24 protein-coding genes and 5 tRNA genes are annotated in these 24329 nt (G+C 39.8%); 27 read left to right on the top strand and 2 right to left on the bottom strand.

The annotated features are described in order from the left end of the window. The first annotated feature begins 105 nt into the window (after positions 1-105). Positions 106-657 (top strand): TIGR01440 family protein, encoded by a 552-nt coding sequence (locus HMPREF1477_RS07900; protein WP_005377059.1) that lies wholly within the window; start codon positions 106-108, stop codon positions 655-657. Between the two features lie 12 nt (positions 658-669). Beyond that, a complete protein-coding gene (locus HMPREF1477_RS07905; protein WP_016476487.1) occupies positions 670-2262 on the top strand; it encodes an LPO_1073/Vpar_1526 family protein in 1593 nt (530 codons plus the stop codon). 70 nt (positions 2263-2332) lie between these two features. Here HMPREF1477_RS07905 and HMPREF1477_RS07910 read toward each other — a convergent pair whose 3' ends face one another. Then, positions 2333-3058, bottom strand: a complete 726-nt coding sequence (locus HMPREF1477_RS07910) for a Crp/Fnr family transcriptional regulator (RefSeq protein WP_016476488.1) — start codon at positions 3056-3058, stop codon at positions 2333-2335. 315 nt (positions 3059-3373) lie between these two features. Between HMPREF1477_RS07910 and hcp the strand changes: the two genes are divergently transcribed. The 24 genes from hcp to rplL all read left to right on the top strand — a co-directional run bounded on the left by hcp (position 3374) and on the right by rplL (position 20650). Further along, positions 3374-4939 carry a hydroxylamine reductase gene (gene hcp, locus HMPREF1477_RS07915; RefSeq protein ID WP_016476489.1) on the top strand — a complete coding sequence of 522 codons (1566 nt, stop codon included), beginning with the start codon at positions 3374-3376 and terminating at the stop codon, positions 4937-4939. A 328-nt stretch (positions 4940-5267) separates the two neighbouring features. Beyond that, positions 5268-5930: an L-serine ammonia-lyase, iron-sulfur-dependent subunit beta gene (sdaAB, locus tag HMPREF1477_RS07920; RefSeq protein WP_005377063.1), complete on the top strand. Its 663-nt coding sequence runs from the start codon at positions 5268-5270 to the stop codon at positions 5928-5930. A gap of 9 nt (positions 5931-5939) precedes the next feature. Beyond that, positions 5940-6812, top strand: a complete 873-nt coding sequence (gene sdaAA / locus HMPREF1477_RS07925) for an L-serine ammonia-lyase, iron-sulfur-dependent, subunit alpha (RefSeq protein WP_016476490.1) — start codon at positions 5940-5942, stop codon at positions 6810-6812. Between the two features lie 124 nt (positions 6813-6936). Next, on the top strand, positions 6937-8349 hold the full coding sequence (locus tag HMPREF1477_RS07930) for a CCA tRNA nucleotidyltransferase (protein ID WP_016476491.1): 1413 nt from the start codon (positions 6937-6939) through the stop codon (positions 8347-8349). Between the two features lie 21 nt (positions 8350-8370). Then, complete coding sequence (locus HMPREF1477_RS07935; RefSeq protein WP_016476492.1) at positions 8371-10320, top strand: penicillin-binding protein; 1950 nt, start codon at positions 8371-8373, stop codon at positions 10318-10320. A gap of 135 nt (positions 10321-10455) precedes the next feature. After that, positions 10456-11298 (top strand): bifunctional 5,10-methylenetetrahydrofolate dehydrogenase/5,10-methenyltetrahydrofolate cyclohydrolase, encoded by an 843-nt coding sequence (locus tag HMPREF1477_RS07940; protein ID WP_016476493.1) that lies wholly within the window; start codon positions 10456-10458, stop codon positions 11296-11298. Continuing rightward, the gene (locus HMPREF1477_RS07945; RefSeq protein ID WP_016476494.1) at positions 11276-11617 is read left to right on the top strand and encodes a hydrogenase maturation nickel metallochaperone HypA; all 342 of its coding nucleotides are present in this window, start codon (positions 11276-11278) and stop codon (positions 11615-11617) included. Before HMPREF1477_RS07940 ends, HMPREF1477_RS07945 begins: the two co-directional genes overlap by 23 nt. A 7-nt stretch (positions 11618-11624) precedes the next feature. Continuing rightward, on the top strand, positions 11625-12275 hold the full coding sequence (gene hypB, locus HMPREF1477_RS07950) for a hydrogenase nickel incorporation protein HypB (RefSeq protein WP_005377062.1): 651 nt from the start codon (positions 11625-11627) through the stop codon (positions 12273-12275). After that, on the top strand, positions 12275-13612 hold the full coding sequence (locus tag HMPREF1477_RS07955) for a hypothetical protein (RefSeq protein ID WP_016476495.1): 1338 nt from the start codon (positions 12275-12277) through the stop codon (positions 13610-13612). Before hypB ends, HMPREF1477_RS07955 begins: the two co-directional genes overlap by 1 nt. Before the next feature lie 27 nt (positions 13613-13639). Next, complete coding sequence (gene brxF / locus HMPREF1477_RS07960) at positions 13640-14104, top strand: BREX-3 system P-loop-containing protein BrxF (RefSeq protein WP_005377114.1); 465 nt, start codon at positions 13640-13642, stop codon at positions 14102-14104. 76 nt (positions 14105-14180) lie between these two features. Next, positions 14181-14978 (top strand): undecaprenyl-diphosphate phosphatase, encoded by a 798-nt coding sequence (locus HMPREF1477_RS07965; protein ID WP_016476496.1) that lies wholly within the window; start codon positions 14181-14183, stop codon positions 14976-14978. 197 nt (positions 14979-15175) lie between these two features. Further along, positions 15176-15251, top strand: a tRNA-Thr gene (locus tag HMPREF1477_RS07970). A gap of 10 nt (positions 15252-15261) precedes the next feature. After that, positions 15262-15346 (top strand) — tRNA-Tyr (locus HMPREF1477_RS07975). A gap of 5 nt (positions 15347-15351) precedes the next feature. Further along, positions 15352-15427: transfer RNA gene (locus tag HMPREF1477_RS07980), tRNA-Met, on the top strand. A gap of 30 nt (positions 15428-15457) precedes the next feature. After that, positions 15458-15533, top strand: a tRNA-Thr gene (locus HMPREF1477_RS07985). 5 nt (positions 15534-15538) lie between these two features. Next, positions 15539-15615, top strand: a tRNA-Met gene (locus tag HMPREF1477_RS07990). Positions 15616-15835: 220 nt separating this feature from the next. Then, complete coding sequence (gene tuf, locus HMPREF1477_RS07995) at positions 15836-17023, top strand: elongation factor Tu (protein WP_016476497.1); 1188 nt, start codon at positions 15836-15838, stop codon at positions 17021-17023. Between the two features lie 235 nt (positions 17024-17258). Then, positions 17259-17408, top strand: a complete 150-nt coding sequence (gene rpmG, locus HMPREF1477_RS08000; RefSeq protein WP_004693530.1) for a 50S ribosomal protein L33 — start codon at positions 17259-17261, stop codon at positions 17406-17408. Positions 17409-17449: 41 nt separating this feature from the next. After that, entirely contained in the window at positions 17450-17671 is a 222-nt protein-coding gene (gene secE / locus HMPREF1477_RS08005) for a preprotein translocase subunit SecE (protein ID WP_005377007.1), read from the top strand. 11 nt (positions 17672-17682) lie between these two features. Further along, entirely contained in the window at positions 17683-18219 is a 537-nt protein-coding gene (gene nusG, locus HMPREF1477_RS08010) for a transcription termination/antitermination protein NusG (RefSeq protein WP_005377143.1), read from the top strand. A gap of 99 nt (positions 18220-18318) precedes the next feature. Next, a complete protein-coding gene (rplK, locus tag HMPREF1477_RS08015; RefSeq protein ID WP_004693535.1) occupies positions 18319-18744 on the top strand; it encodes a 50S ribosomal protein L11 in 426 nt (141 codons plus the stop codon). A gap of 75 nt (positions 18745-18819) precedes the next feature. After that, complete coding sequence (rplA, locus tag HMPREF1477_RS08020; protein WP_005377180.1) at positions 18820-19530, top strand: 50S ribosomal protein L1; 711 nt, start codon at positions 18820-18822, stop codon at positions 19528-19530. Positions 19531-19704: 174 nt separating this feature from the next. Then, a complete protein-coding gene (rplJ, locus tag HMPREF1477_RS08025) occupies positions 19705-20211 on the top strand; it encodes a 50S ribosomal protein L10 (protein ID WP_005382951.1) in 507 nt (168 codons plus the stop codon). Positions 20212-20281: 70 nt separating this feature from the next. Further along, positions 20282-20650, top strand: a complete 369-nt coding sequence (gene rplL / locus HMPREF1477_RS08030; RefSeq protein ID WP_005377172.1) for a 50S ribosomal protein L7/L12 — start codon at positions 20282-20284, stop codon at positions 20648-20650. A 115-nt stretch (positions 20651-20765) separates the two neighbouring features. Here rplL and HMPREF1477_RS08035 read toward each other — a convergent pair whose 3' ends face one another. Next, the gene (locus HMPREF1477_RS08035) at positions 20766-22412 is read right to left on the bottom strand and encodes a glycosyltransferase family 39 protein (RefSeq protein ID WP_038148143.1); all 1647 of its coding nucleotides are present in this window, start codon (positions 22410-22412) and stop codon (positions 20766-20768) included. Positions 22413-22623: 211 nt separating this feature from the next. Between HMPREF1477_RS08035 and HMPREF1477_RS08040 the strand changes: the two genes are divergently transcribed. Next, a complete protein-coding gene (locus tag HMPREF1477_RS08040; protein ID WP_016476499.1) occupies positions 22624-24039 on the top strand; it encodes an aspartate ammonia-lyase in 1416 nt (471 codons plus the stop codon). Positions 24040-24329 lie beyond the last annotated feature (290 nt).

A 24329-nucleotide genomic window follows, 5' to 3' on the forward strand; every position in this document is an offset into this window, starting at 1 on the left:
TTTATCATAAGAATTTCACGCATATGTCCTATAGTTTGGTCTATAAAAGACATATAATTTATGATAATATATTTATAGATTTGAATATTAAAAAGGGGCGATATCATGCATTCTATTGAAACAATTAGACAAGAAGTACATACTGCTATGGAAGAACTCTTAACAGTAGCAAAGGTACACGAAGGACAGCTATTTGTAGTGGGATGTTCTACAAGTGAGATTTGTGGTAAAAAGATTGGCACTGATTCTCATGAGGATGTAGCAGCTGTTGTATTTGATGAGATTTATAAAGCTGTTAGCGAACGAGGTTTATATCTTGCTGTACAATGTTGTGAACATTTAAATAGAGCCCTTGTAATGGAACGTGAGGCTATGACTTGGGAAGAGGAATGTAATGTTGTTCCTCAATTGCATGCTGGTGGCGCTATGGCTATGACTGCGTATAACCGCTTTAAGGATCCTGTAATTGTTGAATTTATACAAGCAGATGCGGGAATCGATATAGGCGATACTTTCATTGGTATGCATATGAAACATGTAACGGTTCCTGTACGATTAAGCTTAAAAGAAATTGGGGAAGCTCATGTGACAGCTTGTCGTGTTCGCCCTAAGAGTATCGGCGGTATCCGTGCGGTATATAATGACGCATTATTATAAGAGGAGAATGTAATGTCAACGTTTATCCCATATGTCGTATTGGCCGTTGTCGTACTTGGTTTCTTTGGAGTATGCTATGCGGTATTTAATAAAAGTGAAAGTAACAGTGAAGCGCATTCCGTAATATCAAAGCCTCCAAAAACATCACGTCCAGGGCGTTTGTATGAACAAGAGAAGGTTCATATAACACCTCGGGAAACACATGATGATGTTGATGTATACGAGGCTCATGTTGATGAACGAACATCTATTAGTAAGGATGCTATTCAATTACATAATCCTGTAGAACAACATGATTTTGAGAATTCTGTTACCGCAGAACCTATTGTTACAGAACCCGTTGTTGCAGAACCTATTGATGCAGTGACTGATACAGAAAAAACGATGGAAATTCCTGCTGTTGAATCTTCTACAGAGGATACTATTGCATTAGGCGAGTCTCCTGATGTAATGGACGAAACACGATGCTTTGATGCTGATGCAACGCAGATGTTTGGCAGTGAAAATAGTGAAGCTGTAAATCCACAAGGTCCATCTGCATTAGAAGAAACACGCATGTTTAATGCCGATGAAATTAATGAACATTTATCCAACAAAGAAGAGGATGAGCCAGAACCAATTGGTCCATGGGCACAGGCTGCACAAGAGGATAAACGCGTAGCCCTTGCAATTGAACCATTTGCTCATGCTTTCGGTGTCGTTCATGGTGATGCTATGCAATTCGTTGCAGATATTACGCGGGATGCATTAGCCGTTTTAGGCATTGCGAAATTAAGCGAAGTCAAATTACTATTGCAAAATATCGTAATTCAAGAAGCATTATTGGCTATGCAAAAAGCCTATGCAGGATCTCCGACGACTTGGATGAAAACAGCTGCGCTAGAAGCCTTTTCCGATGTGGTTCAATCGCCTAAGTCGAGTACACCGTACTTGGTAGCTTTTGATGCGTTGCGCGTTTTGCCCCATCTTACATTAGGACACTTTCAAGTAATGGCGTTAACATTATTATTACAATACTCTCGTAATTCTAATAACTATGGACGTATTCATTTCCAACATTATGTGGAAAAATATATCGAACCATTTATTTCGGATTTGCCTCATGACTCATCGTTTTATCGTCAGCTAGATTATTTACGTTGTACTCAGCAAGAACGTGAGTCCGTAACATTGACGCAATTATTGAGTAATTCCTATCCGTTTGTATTTAACTATCGTGGCTTTACAAAGGAAGAGTTATTCCGTGCTACTGATGGTCGCGGCGTAGATCCACGATTTGTAGTGCGCAGCTTAAACTCTAATCTTTATAAATTGGCTGTCGTCGATGAATCCTTGGCACAACGCTTCTTTAGAGAGGCTCGCATCTCTGATCCAATGGTGCAACGTGATCTCATAGCTTTGATGAAGAGTAAACCTACTGCATTTAGAGGGGAAGAGGCTCGTCAAATCATGGACGATATTAGTCCGGTTCTTTCTGATTTGGCTCGCGTCTATGATGAAAGTCCTATGTGTTCTATTTCTCTTACATTACTTGGTCTCTATTTAGGTCGAGCTCATGTGAAAGCAACCATTGGGGAAGAATTTGACTTATCTCATTGGTTCTAATTCTATACATATATACAATAAACCGCCTAAGGCTATGCCTAGGCGGTTTTGTGTTGCGTGCACGCTGTATTTAATTGTTAAATCCAAATTCTACAATTTGTTGAGGGTCTAATAATGTCACATGGCGGCCATTGATTTCAATGATACCTTCGTCGCGCAATCTTCCAAGCTCACGGCTTAACGCAGTACGTGAAACGTTGAGGGCTTCCGCCATTTGTTCGCGATTATGAGGTAAAACCAATTTTTCACTGTGTTGCATCGTGTATATATCTGTAAGATATGCGTAAATTTTTTCACGCATGCCCTTTAATGTTAAATAATGAACTTTTTTGGTAAGAAGCAATGCTTTTTCCGATAAATCCTCTAATAGATTAGAAAGGATTTTGGTTTGGCATTGATGGCAATCCGGTAATGTTTCGATAAATGTTTCGAGTGGTATAAACATAATTTTGGTTGGCTTTAATGCTTTTATGGTGGCTGGCCAAAGTGGATGCTTACTAAATAGCAAGGCTTCCCCAAAAATAGAGGATGCCTCTAAATTGGCCATGATAACTCGTTGTCCTAGCACATTTTCACGCGTAAGAATAGCACTGCCTTCCAAGATAACGCCAATTCCTTCCATAGGATCTCCTGAAATAGCGATAAAGTCGTTCTTTTTGTAATTCTTTATAATCACTTTTGCATTATGTAAGTAGCTCGTTAATTCTGGTATACCCAATGTATTGAATAGGGGGCAAGCTGTTAAGATTGGTAAGTATTGTTTGATAATGTCATCGGATAGAACTTGTTTAATCATGTGTACCTCCTAGTATAGTATATAGCTATTTTAGCCCGAATTATACATCGTATGGTGTGATGCTTTTTATAGGTAATTTGTAATGAGTATTGTAAAATAATTATATATGCTCTTGTGAGCAGCCTGCTCCAAAAGAAGAGTCAGGAAATTTTTGAAAAAGTTTTTTTATTGTTGCTCAAGCTACAGAAATTGTATCACCTTTACGTTATACTTTCAATGTAATCAATCAGACACCTGATAATTCATCAGTGTAATGTATAGGTTTTATATTATCTAGCTTGAATGCGAGGAAGTCTCGCAAAGGAGGATTTTTAAATGAGCATGTTCTGTTATCAATGCGAACAATCTGCAGCACCAGGCGGCTGTACTGTACAAGGTGTATGTGGTAAAACTGCACCAGTTGCTAATTTACAAGACGAATTAACTGCTGCTTTAGTTGGTTTAGCACGCGCTTTAGACGTAAAAGGCCAAACTAAAGAAGGCGTTGACTATTTAATGCGCGGTTTGTTCATGTGTGTAACAAACGTAAACTTCTCTGAAGACCGCGTTCAAGAATTCATCGACGAAGTAAACGCTTATCATGCAAAAATCGATAGCGCAGCTCAAAACTTCGATTGGGAACAATTGTGGAAAGGTGAAGAAGATATCGTATCCCTTCGTTCCACATTATTGTTAGGTATGCGTGGTATGGCTGCGTATGCATGGCATGCTGCACGCCTTGGTTTCCATGATCCTGAAGTTGATGCTTGGTTCATCAAAGGCATGGTAGAATTCGCTAAAGACCACAGTGCTGAAGAATGGTTGAACTTGTTGATGGAATTCGGTCAAATCAACTTGAAATGCATGGCTATTCTTGATAAAGCTAACACTGAAACATATGGTACTCCAGTACCAACTACAGTACCTTTGACTGTAGAACCAGGTCCTTTCATCGTTGTAACTGGTCATGACCTTCATGACTTGAATCAATTGTTGGAACAAACTGATGGTAAAGGTGTAAACATCTATACTCATGGTGAAATGTTACCTTGCCACGCTTACCCTGAATTGAAAAAACATCCTCAATTGAAAGGTAACTTCGGTACTGCATGGCAAAACCAACAAAAAGAATTCGTTGACGTTCCTGGCGCATTCTTGTTCACTACAAACTGCATTATGCCACCAAAAGAAAACTACAAAGCTAATATCTTCACTACAGATATGGTAGGTTTCGACGGCTGTGCACACGTAGAAGAAAAAGCTGATGGCACTAAAGACTTCTCCGCTGTTATTGAACGCGCCATCGAATTGGGCGGCTACAAAGAAGCTCAAGAATTCACTGGCATCAACGGTGGTCACGAAGTAACTACTGGTTTCGGTCACGGTACAGTATTGGGTATTGCTGATAAAGTAATCGACGCTGTAAAAGCTGGCGCAATCAAACACTTCTTCTTAGTTGGTGGTTGTGACGGTGCTAAAGTAGGCCGTAACTACTACACAGAATTCGTAAAACAAACTCCAGATGATACTGTAGTATTGACATTGGCTTGTGGTAAATTCCGCTTCAACGACCTTAACATCGGTGAAATCGGTGGTATCCCTCGTATCCTTGATATGGGTCAATGTAACGATGCTTACTCCGCTATTCAAGTAGCAGTAGCTTTAGCTGGTGCATTTGAATGTGACGTAAACGACTTGCCATTAACATTGGTATTGTCCTGGTACGAACAAAAAGCAGTATGTATCTTGTTAACATTATTGGCATTGGGTATCCGCAACATCTACATCGGACCTTCCTTGCCTAAATTCTTCTCCAGCAATGTATTGAACATTTTGGTAGAAAAATTCCAATTACATCCAATTACAACTCCAGAAGCTGATATGAAAGCTATCTTGGGCTAATCGGATTAAATCTTGATAACAGCGGCCCTAATCCCCTCTCTCTTATATGATTCGGGTTGTTGCTATATAAATTAGGCTATGCCATCTTTGGATGGTATAGCCTTTTTTGTCGTAACAATAAATACGACATATGGTCTTGTACTGTGGGGATTTGCGATTATTTTCTTGGCTGAGTTATATTAATAGTTAATTAATGGAATAGAGGTATGTTTGTCATAAGTGGACAAACATACCTCTATTGTGCATATAGACAAGCCTCGATATTGATTGCTATACTATAGATAAGAATTAGATTATATCTTTATTTATATATGCATAGAGGTTCATTATGAACAGTATTTTTGATATTATCGGCCCTGTTATGATTGGCCCATCTAGTTCGCATACCGCTGGTGCAGCACGGCTTGGCAAGATGGCTCGTTGTATATTTGGGAATACACCGAAAAAAGTTGAAATGACTTTGTATGGGTCGTTTGCAAAAACATATAAAGGGCATGGTACAGATCGTGCCTTATTAGGTGGTTTATTAGGTTTTAAAGAGGATGATAAACGCATCCGTAATGCGAAGGAACTCGCTGATGAAGCAGGTTTAGACTATACTTTCATCGAATCACCACTCGATATAGGCCATCCGAATGTAGTTAAGTTTGATTTATACGGCGACCATAATCGTCATATGTCCGTTGTAGGTCGTTCGATTGGTGGTGGTCAAATTATGATCACCGAGGTTGATGGCAATGATATGTCCATTACGGGCGATGAATTTACCCTTGTTGTATTCCATGAGGATAGACCAGGTGCAATTTCTCTTATTAGTCAGGCCTTGAGTGAATCGGATATCAACATTGCGTCTATGCGCGTGTTTAGAAAGGGTAAATATAAGGATGCGGTTATGGTGATTACCACAGATTCCGTTGTAAACCCTATTACAGTACAATTTATGCGTGAATGCCCAGGCATCCAAGATGTGATGACCTTTGAGGCCCTATAGGAGGATATGATGAGTTATGAATATGAAACGATAGCTGATATTATCCGACTTAGCGAAGAGAATAACATATCTTTTGGTGATGTGGTAATGCGCAGTGAGCTAGAACAGTATGATCGTAGTGAAAAGGAAATCGTTAAAGAAATTAAGCATCGATTAAGTATTTTTGAGGCCTCTATTCATGATGGTATGCGTCATTTACAGCGGACTCAATCCAATATGTCTGGTGGAGATGCGGCTCGTTTAATGGAACGAAAACCATTATTCATGAGTGAAACTGCTTATAAGGCGATGTCTTATGCTATTGCGGTCAACGAAGCTAATGCGAAAATGTTCAGAATTGTGGCTTGTCCAACGGCGGGGTCTTGTGGCGTTATGCCTGGCGCCATTCAGGCCGTGGCTGAGCAATACAAACTAGATAGAGATGTCTTGGTGAAAGGATTCCTTGCCGCATCAGGCGTAGGGAATGTGGTTGCTAATCGCGCTTGTGTAGCCGGTGCGGTCGGTGGCTGTCAAGCTGAGATTGGTACAGCTGCATGTATGGCGGCAGCTGCCATTGTAGAAATGATGGGCGGTACTGCTCGTCAGGTCGGGCATGCCGTGTCATTGTGTATGAAAAATTTACTAGGCCTTGCGTGTGATCCTGTGGCAGGCCTTGTTGAGGTGCCCTGTGTGAAACGGAATGGCGTGTATGCCGTTCATGCCATTACAGCGGCTGAACTTGCTTTAGCTGGTATTGAAAGCCAAATTCCTACCGATGAGGTAATTGAGGCTATGAATAATATTGGCCGCGCTATGCCTGCAGCTCTTCGCGAAACAAGTGATGGTGGCTTAGCCGTCACTCAAACAGGTCTTGCCATAGCGGAGAAAGTTTGTTCACTATAATTACATATATACAAAAGGTTCACTATTATGAGCATAATCTGCAATGTGCTTATAGTATGTGAGCCTTTTTTCATAACTCTATTTGTAGTACAATAAAAAGATAAATAGAAGGGAGGGTAGATGTATGGAACAAGCTATACGTTTGCTGACAATTTTAGAAGAAGCGGGCTTTGAGGCTTTTATCATTGGCGGCGCTGTGCGAGATATGCTTATGCATGTAAAGCCACACGATTTTGATATCGTTACATCTGCCCGACCTGAACAGGTCATCTCTGTTTTAGACGATGCGAATATTGAAACGACAGGTATTATAGGTAAATCCTTTGGCGTGGTAGTAGCTATTGTAGATGGAAAACATTATGAAGTGGCTACTTATCGTAAGGAGCGGTATGGTGCAGATAGCCATCGTCCTGAAGAGGTTATCTATGCAGATACGTTGGAAGAAGATGTAAAACGTCGCGATTTTACCGTTAATGGTATGGCGATGAATCGCTATAAGGAGGTTATCGACCTCGTCGGTGGACGCCGAGATATTAAGCATAAAGTGTTGCGCACTATTGGGAATCCAGAAGAACGTTTTCAAGAGGATGCACTGCGATTATTTAGAGCTTGTCGATTTATAGCAAAACTCGATTTTCTTCCTGATAAGGCCTTATTAGAGGCTATGCCTAAAGCGTTTCATCGGGTATCGGGGCTTTCACTAGAACGAGTACGAAATGAATTGGACCGTTTATTATTGGAACCAGCGGTAGCGAAGGGTCTAGATGTACTCGTCCAATCGCGCTTGGCAGAATGTTCGTGCCGCGTCGTTGAAAATGGGGCAATTAAAGAGGTTCCTATATTGCCAGAGCTATATCATTTAGTGGGATTGCCTCAAGAAAAGGCGTTTCACGAATTTGATGGATGGTATCATACATTGGCTGTCGTTTCGGAAACGGAACCTGATTTAACACTTCGTTGGGGCGCCCTATTACATGATGTGGCAAAGGGAATGCCTACCATTAGGCAAGTTATCAATGGACGCTATACCGACCGAGGCCATGATAATCTAGGCGCAGAGATGGCCTATGACCTATTGGTTCGTCTCGGCTATAATAAGAAATTTGCTAGTCGCGTTTCGTGGATTGTTAAAAATCACATGCGCTTTCATTTCTTCGTGCAAAATGAAGAGGCAGATGAGAAAAAATGGATGCGCAAGGAAATTCGAAGTGGCGAGTTTAGAGATAGTCAAAGTATGCGGGAAGCATGGTTGCAATTGGCGAAGGTTTGTGCGGCCGACGTCCTTGGTTGTGGTAAGCCATATTCCGTTACTGATGGTACATTGGCATTCGGGGAATGCATGGCTGATTTAAGCCTAGAAATGCCTGTGCATACAAAAGATTTGAACTATGACAACCGCGTTCTAGAAGCCTGTAGCGATAATGTAGCGAAAGGGTTACAATATTTGATGCAACAGGTGCAAAATGGTGTCGTTAACAATACACCGGATGATTTATATGAAGCGCTTATCCATAAGTTGCAGAGGTCATCGAAGTAATATATTGAGTGGGAGACCATAATGAATATTTCAGGGAATGATAATAAGCGAATTGAATATACGGTACGCGTATTGCTGTGTATTGCTGTCGTATTAGTGGGGCGCTTATTCTTTTTACAAATAATAGATAAGTCTGATTTGCAGGCGAAGAACTTGAGCCAAGTGCAAGTGGATAGAAAATTACAATCTCCGCGCGGTACGATTTATGACCGCAATGGAAGACCACTGGCTATGAGTGTGGTTACAAAATCCCTATATGCGGATCCTAAGATGATTAAGCAATCGCCTAGTGAAGTTGCTGAACTTATAGCGCCATATGTGACGATGTCAAAAGAGGACATTGTGAAATCATTACAAGAGGATACTGCGTTCGTATGGATTGACCGTATGATGGAACCAGAAAAGTCGAAAGCGGTAGCCCAATTGATTGAGGATAAAAATGTAGAAGGTCTTAATTTTGTAGAAGAGTCTAAACGATATTATCCTAATGGTAATTTGGCCGCACAAGTGCTCGGCTTTGTCGGTACCGATGATAAAGGCCTTGATGGTCTTGAAATGGTGCTAGATGATGAATTGAAGGGCGGTATCCAAAAGGAACTAGTTGCAACAGATAGAAAGGGGAATGCCATCTTTGGCTCCGTACTATCTAAATATTTACCTGATAAGGGTAAGAGTGTGACACTAACGATTGATGCAAGTATTCAATTTATAGCAGAACGTGCTCTCGATAAAGCCATGGAAGATACAGGCGCTAAACATGCTAGCGTTATTGTTATGGATCCTAAAACGGGTGAAATCTTGGCGATGGCGAACCGCCCAACCTATGACCCAAATCATTATAGTCAAGGTTCAGAGGAAGATTTTAAGAATATTGCAGTAACAAATTTGTATGAACCAGGTTCTACATTCAAGCCGATTATTGCATCTGCTGCATTGGCATCAGGTAAATGGAAACTAGACCAAGTGTATAACGACAAAGGTTCCTTTGTGGCCAATGGACATGTTATGCAAAACTGGAATGGTGAAGGCTATGGTCCTGTTCGATTGATTGATATTTTGAAGTTCTCCATCAATACAGGTATGGCAGAAATTGGTACCACTACAGGCGCGGATATATTATCTAAATATGTTCGTAACTATGGATTTGGTTCTAAAACAGGTATTGAATTGCCTGGTGAAGGTGATGGTATTTTATATAATCCTGATGATATGAGTAAGCTTGATGTAGCAACCATGTCCATCGGTCAAGGTATTGCGGTAACACCATTGCAAATGGTCCGTGCTTTTGGCGCTATAGCTAATGGTGGTAGCATGATGAAACCACATATTGTTAAATCTTACAGCAATATAAAAGGTGAGGTAACTAGTACTACTGACCCTGAAGTTGTGGGGCAACCAATACCAGAAGAAACGGCTAAAACGATTGCGGATATTCTTGAAAAAGAAGTCTCTGAAGGTGGCGGTACTAAAGCGATGGTTGAAGGCTATCACTTTGGAGGCAAAACAGGGACTGCTCAAAAGTTAGACACCAAAAATGGCGGCTATTTAGCAGGACGTTATATCGCATCCTTTATAGGCTTTGGTCCGGTAGAAGATCCTAAATTTGTTGTTCTTGTTGCCATCGATGATTCTAAAAAAGGTTCTATCTATGGTAGTCAAATTGCGGCCCCAGTATTTAAGAATATCGTGTCTCAATTAGTGCGGTATTACCAAATGTCACCTTCCGTTAAGGATGGCGCTACTGTAGCGGCTGTACCAGCGGCCAAACTTCCAGCAGTAAAACCTAATGGTGATGGCAGTGTAGTATTGCCAGACTTTAGAGGCTATACATTTGGAGAGGTACGTGATTGGTTGCATACGGCGGGTTTATACTTTAAACCAGATGGTACTGGTAAGGCGATTTCACAGGAACAATTACCGGGAACCGTAGTATCTCCTGGAACACCTATTGTGGTTCAATTTAGTCATTAGTCGCAGGATAGGTAACTGCAACTATAGACAAAACGTTATATAATAGAATAAGAGAAAACTAAAGGTGCCTCTATAGGCACCTTTTTACATGAATTTATATGAAGTTTATCCTTTAGATAATGAATGGAGATATACATGATAGAATTACGTGGTAAAGCTGTAGCTGATGCACATAAAGAGATTTTACAAGAGAAGATGACCGGTCTAGAGTCCGGTACAATTACAATGGCTGTATTGCTCGTTGGTGATGATCATGGCGCTAACATGTACGCGGATTTCATGGAGAAAACGGCCAAAAATTTTGGCTATGGTTTCGTGCGTAAGCAACTACCAAGTACAGCTACGCATCAAGAGGTATACGATGCATTGATGGCTTTGAATAATGATGATGCGGTGCATGGCATATTGCCACTCATGCCGATGCCAAAACAAATTGATACGGAGCAATTAATCGATGCATTGAATCCTAAGAAGGACATCGATGGTCTTACAACTTATAACATCGGTCTTGTTACAGCTGGTAAAGGTGGTTTTGCACCTTGTACTGCGAAGGCATGCCTAGCAATCTTGGATCATTATGGTATTCCTTTAGAAGGTAAACATGTGGTCGTTGTTGGTCGTAGCCAAGTGATTGGCAAACCGGTAGCGTTGATGGTGCTTGAACGTCATGCTACGGTTTCTATTTGCCATTCTCGTACGGCTGATTTAGCAAACCATGTACAACAAGCTGATATCGTGATTGCTGCTGCGGGCCGAGCACATATGATTACAGCTAACATGGTGAAAGCTGGCGCTGTTGTTATCGATGTAGGCATTAATGAATTAGACGGAAAAACAGTAGGGGATGTTGATTATGAGGCGGTGAGCACGGTAGCTTCGGCTATCACACCTGTACCAGGTGGTGTGGGCTCTGTTACGACTACGATGATGTTAGAAGCTGTTTATGAGGCGTACCATGCACGAAATGTCAATCGCTGAGGGTATTTTAGATATTGTCTTAGAAACCATGAAAAACAATGATGCGTCTATCATTCATTCTGTGCAACTCGACTTGGGGTTGATGAGTGGTGTAGAACCTGATGCACTCTTATTCTGCTGGGATGCCGTTACAAAGAAAACGCCGGCAGAGCATTCAAAAATCGATATTCATACGATTCCTATTAAAGGGCAATGCTTAGATTGTGATACGATATTTGATGTACAAGATTACAAATTCATCTGTCCTCATTGTGAAAGCCATTTTGTAAATACTATAGGTGGTCGCGAATTACAAGTGACATCTATTGATATAGATTGAGGTATATATGCAAGTAGAAGTAAAAACAAATGTGTTGGCGAAAAATGATGCCATTGCATCATCGTTACAACAAGTATTTAAAGAAAAAAATATATTTGTCTTTAATCTAATGGGCTCTCCAGGGGCCGGAAAGACCTCTTTGCTAGAAGCAACACTTCAAGATTTAGTTAAAGACTATAAATTAGCTGTTATCGAAGGTGATTTATTTACATCTAAGGATGCAGAACGTATTCATGCCCTAGGTGTGCCTGTTATACAAATTAATACCGTTGGGGGTTGCCATTTAGATGCTAATATGATTCAAGATGCTATAACTGATTTAGATCTTGATGAACTCGATATGATTATTATCGAGAACGTAGGTAATCTAGTATGCCCTGCTGAGTTCGATATTGGTGAGGCGATGAAGGTTACCGTTTTATCTGTTACAGAAGGTGAAGATAAGCCTTTGAAATATCCTCTTATTTTTAAGGAATCAAAAGCTATATTGCTCAATAAGATTGACTTATTACCGTATGTGCCATTCGATAAAGATAAAGCCATTAAAGATATTCGTAATTTAAATCCTCAAGGCTATATATTTGAAATTAGCTGTACTGCTAAGGATGGATTGGCGCCTTGGTTAACATGGATTAGAGAACAAATGGAGAAACGTTAATGAAACATATGTTATCTCGTACTGCATTGATGATGGCAGTGTTAAGTGCTTTAGGAACCGCATCGGTGGGGGCCGTTGATGCAGGACCAACAATACCGGAAGTAAAAAATGCAGTAGCTGTTGTGAAAGCTCCTGCTGCTGATGAATCTTCGAAAACAGGTTGGTTAGCAGAACAGTTGGCTGTCACTGCTTTTGGTGACTCCTTACAGTATTGGCAAGCTGCTAGTGAAAATGATGGTGTTATGCCACAAGATTCAAAAAATAATCTAGCAGATATCGGACGTTCTTACACGTCTAATAATTTACCAGCGCTTGGTGATGAGGATGACTATAGTCTGGCTCAAAAGCCCGAGTCTGAAGATGGTACAAGTATTGGTCCGGTCTATCGTGTTGGTGATGTGTATGTACCTAGTCCATCAGCTCAAAAGACTGTGAAGGGTGTATTCACAACATATCATGAAAAAGATATGGATATAACTGTATATACAGGCCCAGACAAATCGCGTTTAGTAGATAATCAGTTGCGTGGACAAGGTGCGACTTATTTATTCCCTGTTGGTACTATTACTAATCTTCATACTACTGATAAAGGATTGGTTACAATTCGTGATATCGGCGTAGGCAGTTCTCGTATGGAAATGATTTTCTCCTATGGTAGTCCTAATGCGATGTGGCGGAATCAGACTGATGAATCATATATCTTTTTATATGAAGGTCATTCCGAAAATTCATGGCCAGAAAAAAAGGAATTTTCTTCTTCCGTAGCGAATACAAATAATAATAGCCAATTACCAGAAACTATTCAAAATGGAAAATCCTATGTGGCTTTCACCATTAAAAATAATACGGTAGAGGCTGTTGATATTTTGGATGGTCAAGTATGGTCTCGATTTGGATTGCCTAAGGCGCCTATGTATTCCTTCCATGCCGGTCAGTTGACTGAGGATGACTTTGTGCTACGCGGATTGCATTTGAATCAACATTTTGTAAATGATGCAAATGGTGAATGGCGTACACAGGGCATGCTGTTTGGGTCTACGTTCATAGGCTATAATGAATATGGTGTTAGTGTTGACGGTAATTCGCTTATTAATCGCGTTTTATTAAATGTCTACACACCAACACGTCGTGGTATCGCTATGGGTGATACTAAATATTTATTGCTCTTTGTATATGGTATGCCGACACGTATTGCTGAATCTACAACTAGTACGGGAACGGCTACGGTATATGAATATAAAAATCCAAGGTCGAATAATTCCTATTTGCAGTTCGCCTTAGATGATAAAAACCAATATATCAAATCCGTTATGTTATCTGACCGTCCAGTTAAGTAGGAACGGTTACAGCGAGGAGGCAAGGATATGGTTACTGTACAAGATGTGAAAGAACGGTGGGAACAAATTCAAAATAATGATGAACGCATATTGTTTATCGTTGGTGGTCCTGGTTCTGGTAAAAGTTTATTGATTCGTGAATTATCTGAACAAAAAGGGTGGAAGTACTTAGAAGCAAAACAACTTATTGAAGAAGAGTTTTTGTTAGTACCTCGTGATGAAAGACCACAACTTGCAGAAGAAGTAATTCGTCGTGCATTAAGTCGCAGTGATACAGAAGTTGTTCTTATCGATGGTATTAATGTATTGTTTGCACCGATATTAAATTTAAATCCTCTTGAACTATTAAAGACTATTAGTAAAACATATCCGATTGTTGTAGGTTGGCGTGGTCATCTCGAAGGTGATCAATTGTACTTAGAACACAATAATGATCCCAAACATGCGGTAGTGACAATCACTAAACCTGAGCGTGTTATGGTTATTGATTAATTAGCGTTACATTAATTAATGAGGGCATTATATATTGCCATGCGTTGTGACCACATTTTGAAAGAAGGTGAATGACATGGAACAATATGTAATAGCCCTCATTTTAGGTGTTATAGAAGGTATAACAGAATGTATTCCTGTATCGAGTACAGGTCATATGATTATTATTGGGCATATGCTCAATTTTGAAGGCACACATGCTGATGTATTTGAAGTGTTTATTCAGATAGGTGCCATCCTTGCTATTTATACACATTATAGACGTACATTTAACGGCTTTTTGAAACGGAAAAATTGGATAAAAACACGCGGCGTATCCTTGCTACATATTAGTGCGGGCATGTTACCCGTATTAATGGCTGGATATCTTTTGCAATACATTATAAAAGAGTATTTATTTGGACCCATTCCCGTTATAGTAGGCCTTATTATAGGTGCTATATTTATGATTTATGCTGAAAAAAGAACAGTATCTGGGCGATTGGTGGATTCTGTAAATAATTTGACTATATATCAATGCTTTCAAATAGGTCTATATCAAATGCTTTGTCTATGGCCTGGATTTTCGCGCTCTGGCGCAACCATTGCAGGGGGGATGCTTATCGGCTGTACACGGAGGGCCGCAGCTGATTTTTCGTTTATCATGGCTGTGCCTGTTATGATTATCGTGTGTGTGTATGATTTAGTGCGTGTCATACATGTATTGGAATTAAATGATATCATTATGTTTATCATTGGCACCGTTGTATCTTATATAGTGGGATATATAACGGTAAAAGGTTTTTTATGGTATCTAAATAGATCCTCGTTGGCGTCGTTTGGATATTATCGAATTATAGTTGCTATTCTAGCAATAATCTATTTATATATGTGAGTTTAGATGTGAGTTCCTATGAGGCAAAAATGAAGTTGGAAAAATTCTAAAAAAATACTTGCGTCAGAAAAACTTTCATGATATATTGATATAGCACTAAGGGTGACCGCGAAGAACGAACAAAATTTTCAAAAAAGTTTTAAAAGGTTCTTGACACTTAGTGTGTCAGATGATACAATGCATCTTGTCGTAATGATGCTGGCGTAGCTCAATAGGTAGAGCAGCTGACTTGTAATCAGCAGGTTGTGGGTTCAATTCCTATCGCCAGCTCCATTTTATTTATGGAGGGATTCCCGAGCGGCCAAAGGGAGCAGACTGTAAATCTGCCGTCTTCGACTTCGAAGGTTCGAATCCTTCTCCCTCCACCATTTATAGCGGGGTGGAGCAGTTGGTAGCTCGTCGGGCTCATAACCCGAAGGTCGCAGGTTCAAGTCCTGTCCCCGCAACCATAATTTCACAGTGAAGTGAACGTTCATTGTGCTGGTGTAGCTCAGTCGGCAGAGCGTATCCTTGGTAAGGATAAGGTCACCGGTTCAATCCCGGTCACTAGCTCCATACATGGCGGCATAGCTCAGTTGGCTAGAGCAATCGGTTCATACCCGGTGTGTCCGCGGTTCAAATCCGTGTGCCGCCACCATTAAACCTCACATTGGTGGGGATTTTTTTGTATCTACTATAAAAATATAATTATAACTCATTACATCCCTCGAAATAGGATGTAATTTTTTGTTTATTGACATTTGTGTATTATGGTATAATAATCTGTAGGAATGTATATTCCGTTGATTAAATTAGGTTATTATATTATAGTAATACTATAAAAGTATTTTGTTTTTGTGAAGGAGGATATAATCCTAATGGCAAAAGAAAAATTTGAACGTACGAAACCGCATGTTAACATTGGTACTATCGGTCACGTTGACCATGGTAAAACTACTTTGACTGCTGCAATCACTAAAGTATTGGCTGAAAAAGGCCAAGCTGATTTCCAAGATTACAGCATGATCGATAAAGCTCCAGAAGAACGTGAACGTGGTATTACAATCAACACTGCACACGTTGAATACGAAACTGAAAACCGTCACTATGCACACGTTGACTGCCCAGGCCATGCTGACTATGTTAAAAACATGATCACTGGTGCGGCTCAAATGGACGGCGCTATCTTGGTATGTTCCGCAGCTGACGGCCCTATGCCTCAAACTCGCGAACACATCTTGTTGGCTCGCCAAGTTGGTGTTCCTGCAATCGTAGTATTCTTGAACAAAGCTGACATGGTTGACGACGAAGAATTGATCGAATTGGTAGAAATGGAAGTTCGTGAACTTCTTTCCTCCTACGAATTCCCTGGCGACGAAGTACCTATCATTGTAGGTTCCGCTTTGAAAGCTTTGGAAGGCGACGCTCAATATGTAGCTAAAATCGACGAATTGATGGCAGCTGTAGACTCCTACATCCCAACACCAGTTCGTGATACTGACAAACCTTTCTTGATGCCTGTGGAAGACGTATTCACAATCACTGGTCGTGGTACAGTAGCAACTGGCCGTGTTGAACGTGGTCAAGTAAATGTAGGCGACACAGTAGAAGTTGTAGGCTTGAAAGATAAAGCTGAACAATACGTTGTAACTGGTCTTGAAATGTTCCGCAAAACTTTGGACTCTGCAGTAGCAGGTGACAACGTTGGTGCATTGCTTCGTGGTGTTGACCGTAAAGACATCGAACGTGGTCAAGTATTGGCTAAACCAGGTTCCATCAACCCACACACAAAATTCAAAGCAGAAGTATACGTTTTGACTAAAGAAGAAGGTGGCCGTCATACTCCATTCTTCTCCAACTACCGTCCACAATTCTACTTCCGTACAACAGACGTAACAGGTGTTGTAAACCTTCCTGAAGGTGTAGAAATGTGTATGCCTGGCGATAACGTAACAATGAATATCGAATTGATTACTCCAATCGCTATCGAAGAAGGTCTTCGTTTCGCGATTCGCGAAGGTGGCCATACAGTAGGCGCTGGCGTTGTAACTGAAATCGAAGGTTAATTAGTAGCCTTTGTAATAAATAGGACTCCGTAAGGGGTCCTATTTTTGTGTAAAGTTCTAGACAAGGAACGCCATTTTTTGTTATACTATTCCTGTCAGGTACATGTGCCTGGCTTTTTTGAGTTGCTTAAAATCTTGACATTGCTAGACACATATGATACTATTCATTAGTATGTAGTCGAGCGTTTTCGAGTACAAGAGACTTATTAGTAAATATAAAGCGAGGTGTGTCCGGATGCGTAATGCCATTACTTTAGCTTGCACAGATTGCAAACAACGTAATTACCAAACGAACAAGAATAAGAAAAACAATCCTGATCGTATTGAAATGATGAAATATTGCAAATTCTGCGGTAAACATACATTACACCGTGAAACGAAATAATTCTTATCATTCATTACCTGTTGATTTGAGGATGTGAACAAATGGCAAAGTCTAACTCAGCAGTACAACAACGTGGCGGATTTGGTAAATTCTTCCGCGGCGTAAAGGCTGAACTGAAAAAAGTAGTCTGGCCAACAAGAAAAGAGCTCATCAATTACACAATTGTAGTATTTTTGGTAACTATATTTATCGCTTTACTCATTTATGTATTTGATGCGATTTTTGCTCAACTTATTAATATGTTGTTGCGGATTGTTGGATAGGGGGCCATTACATGGAAGCAGATAAGAAGTGGTATGTAATTCATACCTATTCAGGCTACGAAAATAAAGTTAAAACCACTTTAGAACTTAAGGTTCAATCTATGGGCTTACAAGATGTTATTAGTCGAATTCTAGTACCTCTTGAAGATGAAATAGATGAAAAAGATGGGGTTAAAAAAGTAGTAAAACGTAAAATATTTCCTGGGTACGTATTGGTTGAAATGGAAGTTAACGACCGTTCTTGGTATGTTGTGCGCAACACACCAGGTGTAACAGGTTTCGTTGGCTCTGCCACTAAACCAGTTCCACTTTCTGATTCCGAAGTAGAACATATACTTAAGTCTCAGGGCTTGGATAAGAAACCAACAATCAACGTCGATGTAGAGGTTGGTGAAACGGTACGCATTACATCCGGTGCCTTTGAAGATAGACTAGGTGTTATTACCGAAATTAACCCTGAAAAAGGAACATTGAAACTTAATGTAGAAATGTTCAATCGAGATACAGAGGTAGAGGTAGAGTTTTCTCAAGTTGAAAAAGCTCTTTAATATATAAATATAACTCTAAAAGAGCAATCGATTTTGGTTGCAGTGGGAGGATGTTTATCCGTTACCACCACAGTAGAATCATAGGAGGTTTAATTACCCATGGCTAAGAAATTAGTTAAACAAGTAAAACTACAAATTGAAGCCGCTAAAGCTACTCCAGCACCACCAGTTGGTCCTGCATTAGGTCAAGCAGGCGTTAACATCGTTGCTTTCACAAAAGAATTCAACGAACGTACTGCTAAACAAGCTGGCTTGATTATTCCAGTAGTTATTAACGTATATGAAGATCGTAGCTTCGACTTCATCACTAAGACACCACCAGCTGCAGTATTGTTGAAAAAAGCTGCAGGTATCCCAAAAGGTTCTGGTGTACCTAATCGTGATAAAGTAGCTAAAGTAGGTCGCGATAAAGTTCGTGAAATTGCTGAATTGAAAATGCCTGACTTGAATGCTAATACCGTAGAACAAGGTATGCGCATGGTAGAAGGTACTGCTCGCAGCATGGGCATTGAAATCGTTGACTAATAAGCGTACGACTTGCGCATAAGCGCAAATCGGTGGGAGGGAATTCCCGTTTGACCACATAAGGAGGATATTATAATGGCAAAAGTAGGTAAGAAATACGCTGAAGCAGTAAAACTTATTGAAGCTGGTAAGTTCTATGAACCAGTTGAAGCAATTGAGTTAGTTAAGAAAACTGCAACTGCAAATTTCGATGAAACAGTTGAAATCGCTTTCAACTTGAATGTCGACCCTAAATACGCTGATCAACAAGTTCGTGGTGCAGTAGTATTGCCTCATGGTACTGGCAAAACTAAACGCGTTCTTGTGTTCGCTAAAGGCGACAACATTAAAGCAGCTGAAGAAGCTGGCGCAGATTTCGTAGGTTCTGAAGAGTTAGTAGCTAAAATCCAAGGTGGTTGGAGCGACTTCGACGTAGTAGTTGCTACACCAGACATGATGGGTCAAGTTGGCCGTCTTGGTAAAATCTTGGGTCCTAAAGGCTTGATGCCAAACCCTAAAGTTGGTACTGTAACTCCAGACGTTGCTCGTGCAGTAAACGAAATTAAAGCTGGTAAAATCGAATACCGTACTGATAAAGCAGGTATCATTTCTTGCTCCATCGGTAAAGCTTCTTTCGATGATGAAAAATTACTTGACAATTACCGTACAATCGTTGATACTATTATCAAGGCTAAACCTGTAGCAGCTAAAGGTCAATACATTAAATCTGTAACCTTGTCCGCTACAATGGGCCCTGGTGTGCCTTTGAACGTGTTCAAATTGAGCAACGTAACTAAAGAGCAATAATCACATATGTCTCTTAGCTGTAGACGGCTGGTATGTATAATGGATGTAAATCCGCCCGCTGAGGCTGACACTAGAACAACCTAGGACTAGTTACGACCTCATCGCGTGCGATGAGGTCGTTTTTACGCTAAGATAGTACATAGAGCACCACAAAATCTATAAGGAGGTAATCTAATGGCTGTCACTGAATCAAAAAAAGCAATCGTTGCTCAAATGAAAGAAACTCTTTCTGAAGCAAAAGGTGCTGTATTGATTGGTTACTCTGGTTTGACTGTTGCGCAAGCAACTGATCTTCGTCGCAAAATGTTGGCTGAAGGTGTTGAATACAAAGTAATCAAAAATACTTTGACTCGCATTGCTGCAAACGAATTGAATCTTGAAGGTTTCTCTGAGCATTTAGAAGGTCCAACTGCATTGGCTACTTCTAAAGAAGATGCTGTTGCACCTGCTCGTGTAATCGAACAATTTATCAAAGCTACAGAACAAGAAGTTGTTACTGTAAAAGCTGGTATCGTTGAAGGCGAAGTTATGGACGCTGCAGGCGTTAAAGCAATCGCAAGCCTTCCAAACCGCGAAGGTATGCTTTCCATGTTGCTTTCCGTATTGCAAGCACCTGTTCGCAATGTTGCATACGCTGTCAAAGCTGTTGCAGACGCTCAACCAGCAGAAGCTGCAGAATAATAATTTCTGTGAATTATTCATTGGTCGCTTAAGACCGATACAATAAACTATTTTATGGAGGAAAACTAAAATGGCATTGAACATTGAAAACATCGTTGCTGAATTAAAAGAAGCAACTATTCTTGAACTTAATGATCTTGTAAAAGCAATTGAAGAAGAATTTGGCGTAACTGCAGCAGCTCCTGTAGCTGTAGCAGCTGCAGGTGGTGCTGACGGCGGCGCTGCTAAAGATTCCTTCGACGTAATCTTGAAAGAAGCTGGCGCATCCAAAATCAACGTAATCAAAGTTGTTCGTGAAGCAACTGGTCTTGGCTTGAAAGAAGCTAAAGCTATCGTTGACGGCGCTCCTGCACCTGTAAAAGAAGGCGTGGCTACTGAAGCAGCTGAAGCTTTAAAAGCTCAATTGGAAGAAGCTGGCGCAACTGTAGAATTGAAATAATTCTAGCCATATTAAAAGGCGTACCTAAAGGTACGCCTTTTTTGCGTTCTGATTACTGTGAAACGACTCTGTATAAACTTGATATTAAAAAGCGTGCCCCGAAGGACACGCTCTATTAAAATGAAATACTATCTTGTACTTTATATATTGTGGCTCCATTAGTTTTGCCCAATGGTTTTGTAATGACAGCTGCAGGTGAACTTTCAAAGTCTTTTATATTCCGATTAGGTACGATAACAATAGCATTTGATTCGTTTGGAAGTTGATCTAAAAACTCATCTTTGGTAATGGTAGGCATAATGTTTCTGGCCTTAGCCCAGCGTTCGTCATCAGTCTTATTTAAATATACTTGTGTTGGTATATGTTTTGTATAATACACGACTGAAGTATAATATCCACCGTATACGAAAACAGGTTGATTTGTATTTTCTATATAAGATGTAAACTGAATACCAGATTGACTCGTTAATATGGGCGTTACAGAAATGGTAGTGGCCGAATATAGGGCTAGTATTGGAAGTAAAAATAGCAATGTGAGTTGTGAATGTGTTCGTATGTAATGTCTAGCTATTTTAAAAATCAGAGCGCCTATGCTAACTATGATCATATACTCTAAGATATAGTCGCTAGCACTGACGGCTACGCCAATACCTAGAATGCATGTATATATGCCAAATGGTAGTGTTACTAAAGAAGTACAATATTTAGATAGATTAGGGTTAAACAGTAAATTGACAATTGCCTCACTACCCCATATGATACATGGAATAATTGCGGGTAGTGTATAGGTTAAATACTTGGTTGCTACAATAGAATAAAATAGTAATATAATAACAAACCATATACCGCCAAGTAGGTTGAATGATTCCTTCCAGTTCAGTTTCCGCAATTGATATATAACCACTGGTGTCCATGGCAATAAAGCAAGCGGCGTAATTATTAGATAGTAGTACCACACGTCGAATTTAGGGTGTTCGGATACGAGGGCACGACCTACATTTTGTAGACCAAGAAATCCACTAATAAAATCTTGGCCGTGAATAGAATACATTGCTATGTACCATGGACTAGCAATGGCGAAAAATAATACAATACCTAGCGGTGTAAACGCAATCTTTAAATTTCTTAGTAAACTTACCTCATCCTTATTGGCCTTACTATATTTTTGAAGGACCATAAACACTAATAATATGAGTCCTGGTAATAGTAATCCAATGGGTCCTTTTGTTAAGACTGCAAAGGCAGCTGCAATATAGGCTTTCATCATTGACGACTTATCATTGTTTGTAAAAGCTAGGTAAGCATAACCAAATATGGCAAGACTAAAGAAAAATAAAAAGCCATCTGTTATAACCGCATGTGATATATACCAAAATTGTAAGGTGCTCATCAAGAGGATGGCACTGGTTACTGCGACTGGGACGGACTGTTTGATACGGTATACCATGTGATACATGAGCGATACACTGGCCCCTGCAATTAATGTATTGGGGATGCGTGATACAAAATCTGATATACCGAACAAATTATAGCAGATCATAAGTGCCCAATATGTTAATGGTGGTTTATCATACCATACATGGTCGTAAATCATAGGTGAAATCCATGAATTGTGAGTTAACATAGTTAGGGCACTTAATACATAGTTAGATTCTACTGGATCGGTAATCGGTATATAGGCATTATAAAAACCATAGCTTATGACTGTAATTAAAAACAGTGCTATGATTCGTGTTCGATGACTTATGTTAATTTTAAACACTCCTTTATGTTAATAGTATATGCTTATATTTTACTATACTTTGCAAGGTTCAGATATGTCATGAGAGAAATTATATAGAATATTGTTTTTATGGAATACCTTAAATGACTTTTGTGTATACAAAATACATGTTATAATAAACTCAAAAGAAAGACCATTTTATACAATGTAATTTGAATGATATACACATTCAGTGGAAAGAAGGATAGCAATGAGAAAAGAACATGATTTCCTAGGTGAATTAGAAGTAGCTGATGAGTTATATTATGGTGTACAAACGATTCGTGCGTTAGAAAACTTTCACATTACAGGAAAACATTTAGACCAAGATTTTATTAAAGCTTTAGCAATGGTAAAAAAGGCCTCCGCTTTGGCCAATATGAAAACAGGTCGCCTCAATGTATCTATTGGTAAAGCCATTGTTCAAGCCGCAGATGAAGTCATCGCCGGCGAATTCGCAGATCAATTTCCAGTCGACCCAATTCAAGGTGGTGCAGGTACTTCTGTGAATATGAACATGAATGAAGTATTAGCAAACCGCGCTTGTGAAATTTTGGGACATCCAAAAGGATCGTATGATATTGTAAGTCCTAATAACCATTGTAATATGGCGCAATCTACCAATGATACATTTCCAACGGCTATTAAGGTTTGTGCGATTTTGAAATCTAAACCTTTGCTTGAAGCGTTGCAACGCCTTGTGGATGAACTTGAGAAAAAGGCTGATGAGTATAGCGAAATTTTAAAAATGGGGCGCACTCATTTACAAGATGCGGTGCCTATTACATTAGGTCAAGAAATGGGTGCTTATGCATCAGGTGTTCGCCGTGGTATTAGACGTATTAAATCTGCTGTTGAAGGAGCACATGTTATCAATATGGGGGCTACTGCCGTTGGTACAGGCCTTAATGCAGAACCAAATTACATTCATGACGTAGCATACGAACTTAGCGAAGTCGTAGGCGAACCATTCTATACTGCAGATAACTTGATTGATGCTACGAACAACACGGATATCTTTGCTGATATCTCTAGTGGTTTGAAGGTTACGGCTCTTGTATTGATTAAAATGGCCAACGATTTCCGTTTGATGGCATCTGGCCCTCGTTGTGGTATCGGGGAATTGAAATTACCTGCTCGTCAACCTGGTTCTTCCATTATGCCTGGTAAGGTGAACCCAGTTATCGCCGAAGTATTGAATCAAGTATGTTATCAAGTTATCGGTAACGATCTTACCATTTCTTTGGCTGTAGAAAATGGTCAATTTGAATTGAACGTAATGGAACCTGTATTGGCTTACAATTTGTTCAATAATCTTTGCTACCTTAAAAATGGTGTTAACACATTCGTTGATAAATTGCTTATCGATCTTGAAGTAGACCGTGAACAATGCGAATACTGGTTGAACCGTTCTGTTGGTATCGTAACGGCATTGTTGCCTCACCTTGGTTATGAAACCGCTTCTGCACTTGCAAAAGAAGCCTACACATCTGGTCGTGCTATTCGCGATATTATCCTAGAAAAAGGTTTATTGACCGAAGATGAAATCAATCATATTCTTTCTCCTAAAGAAATGACACGCCCTGGTATTGCCGCTGCTGATTTGTTAAAACACAAAGGAAATTAATTTTTATTAATGAACTTTGTCATATAATGTGAATAATACGTGAAAATGTGAAAGCTGTCAGCCTTTTGGTTGACAGCTTTTTTATATGATGATAGAATTATAAATTGCAAAAGTAGCATTTTCTACTTTTCCATGTAGAAGCTATAACTTACGTATTAAGGGTTTTCTTCCAAGGTTGTGCTTGGATAATGAACAGAGCAAGGTTATTTTTTAAATAAAAAAGGGCCTTGCTTATTTGGCGTTATTAAAGCAGGAAAACTGAGACCTGTAAGATGTCTTTTCTATGCCGT

It is taken from the genome of Veillonella sp. HPA0037, from assembly GCF_000411535.1.
Lineage (GTDB): Bacteria > Bacillota > Negativicutes > Veillonellales > Veillonellaceae > Veillonella > Veillonella atypica.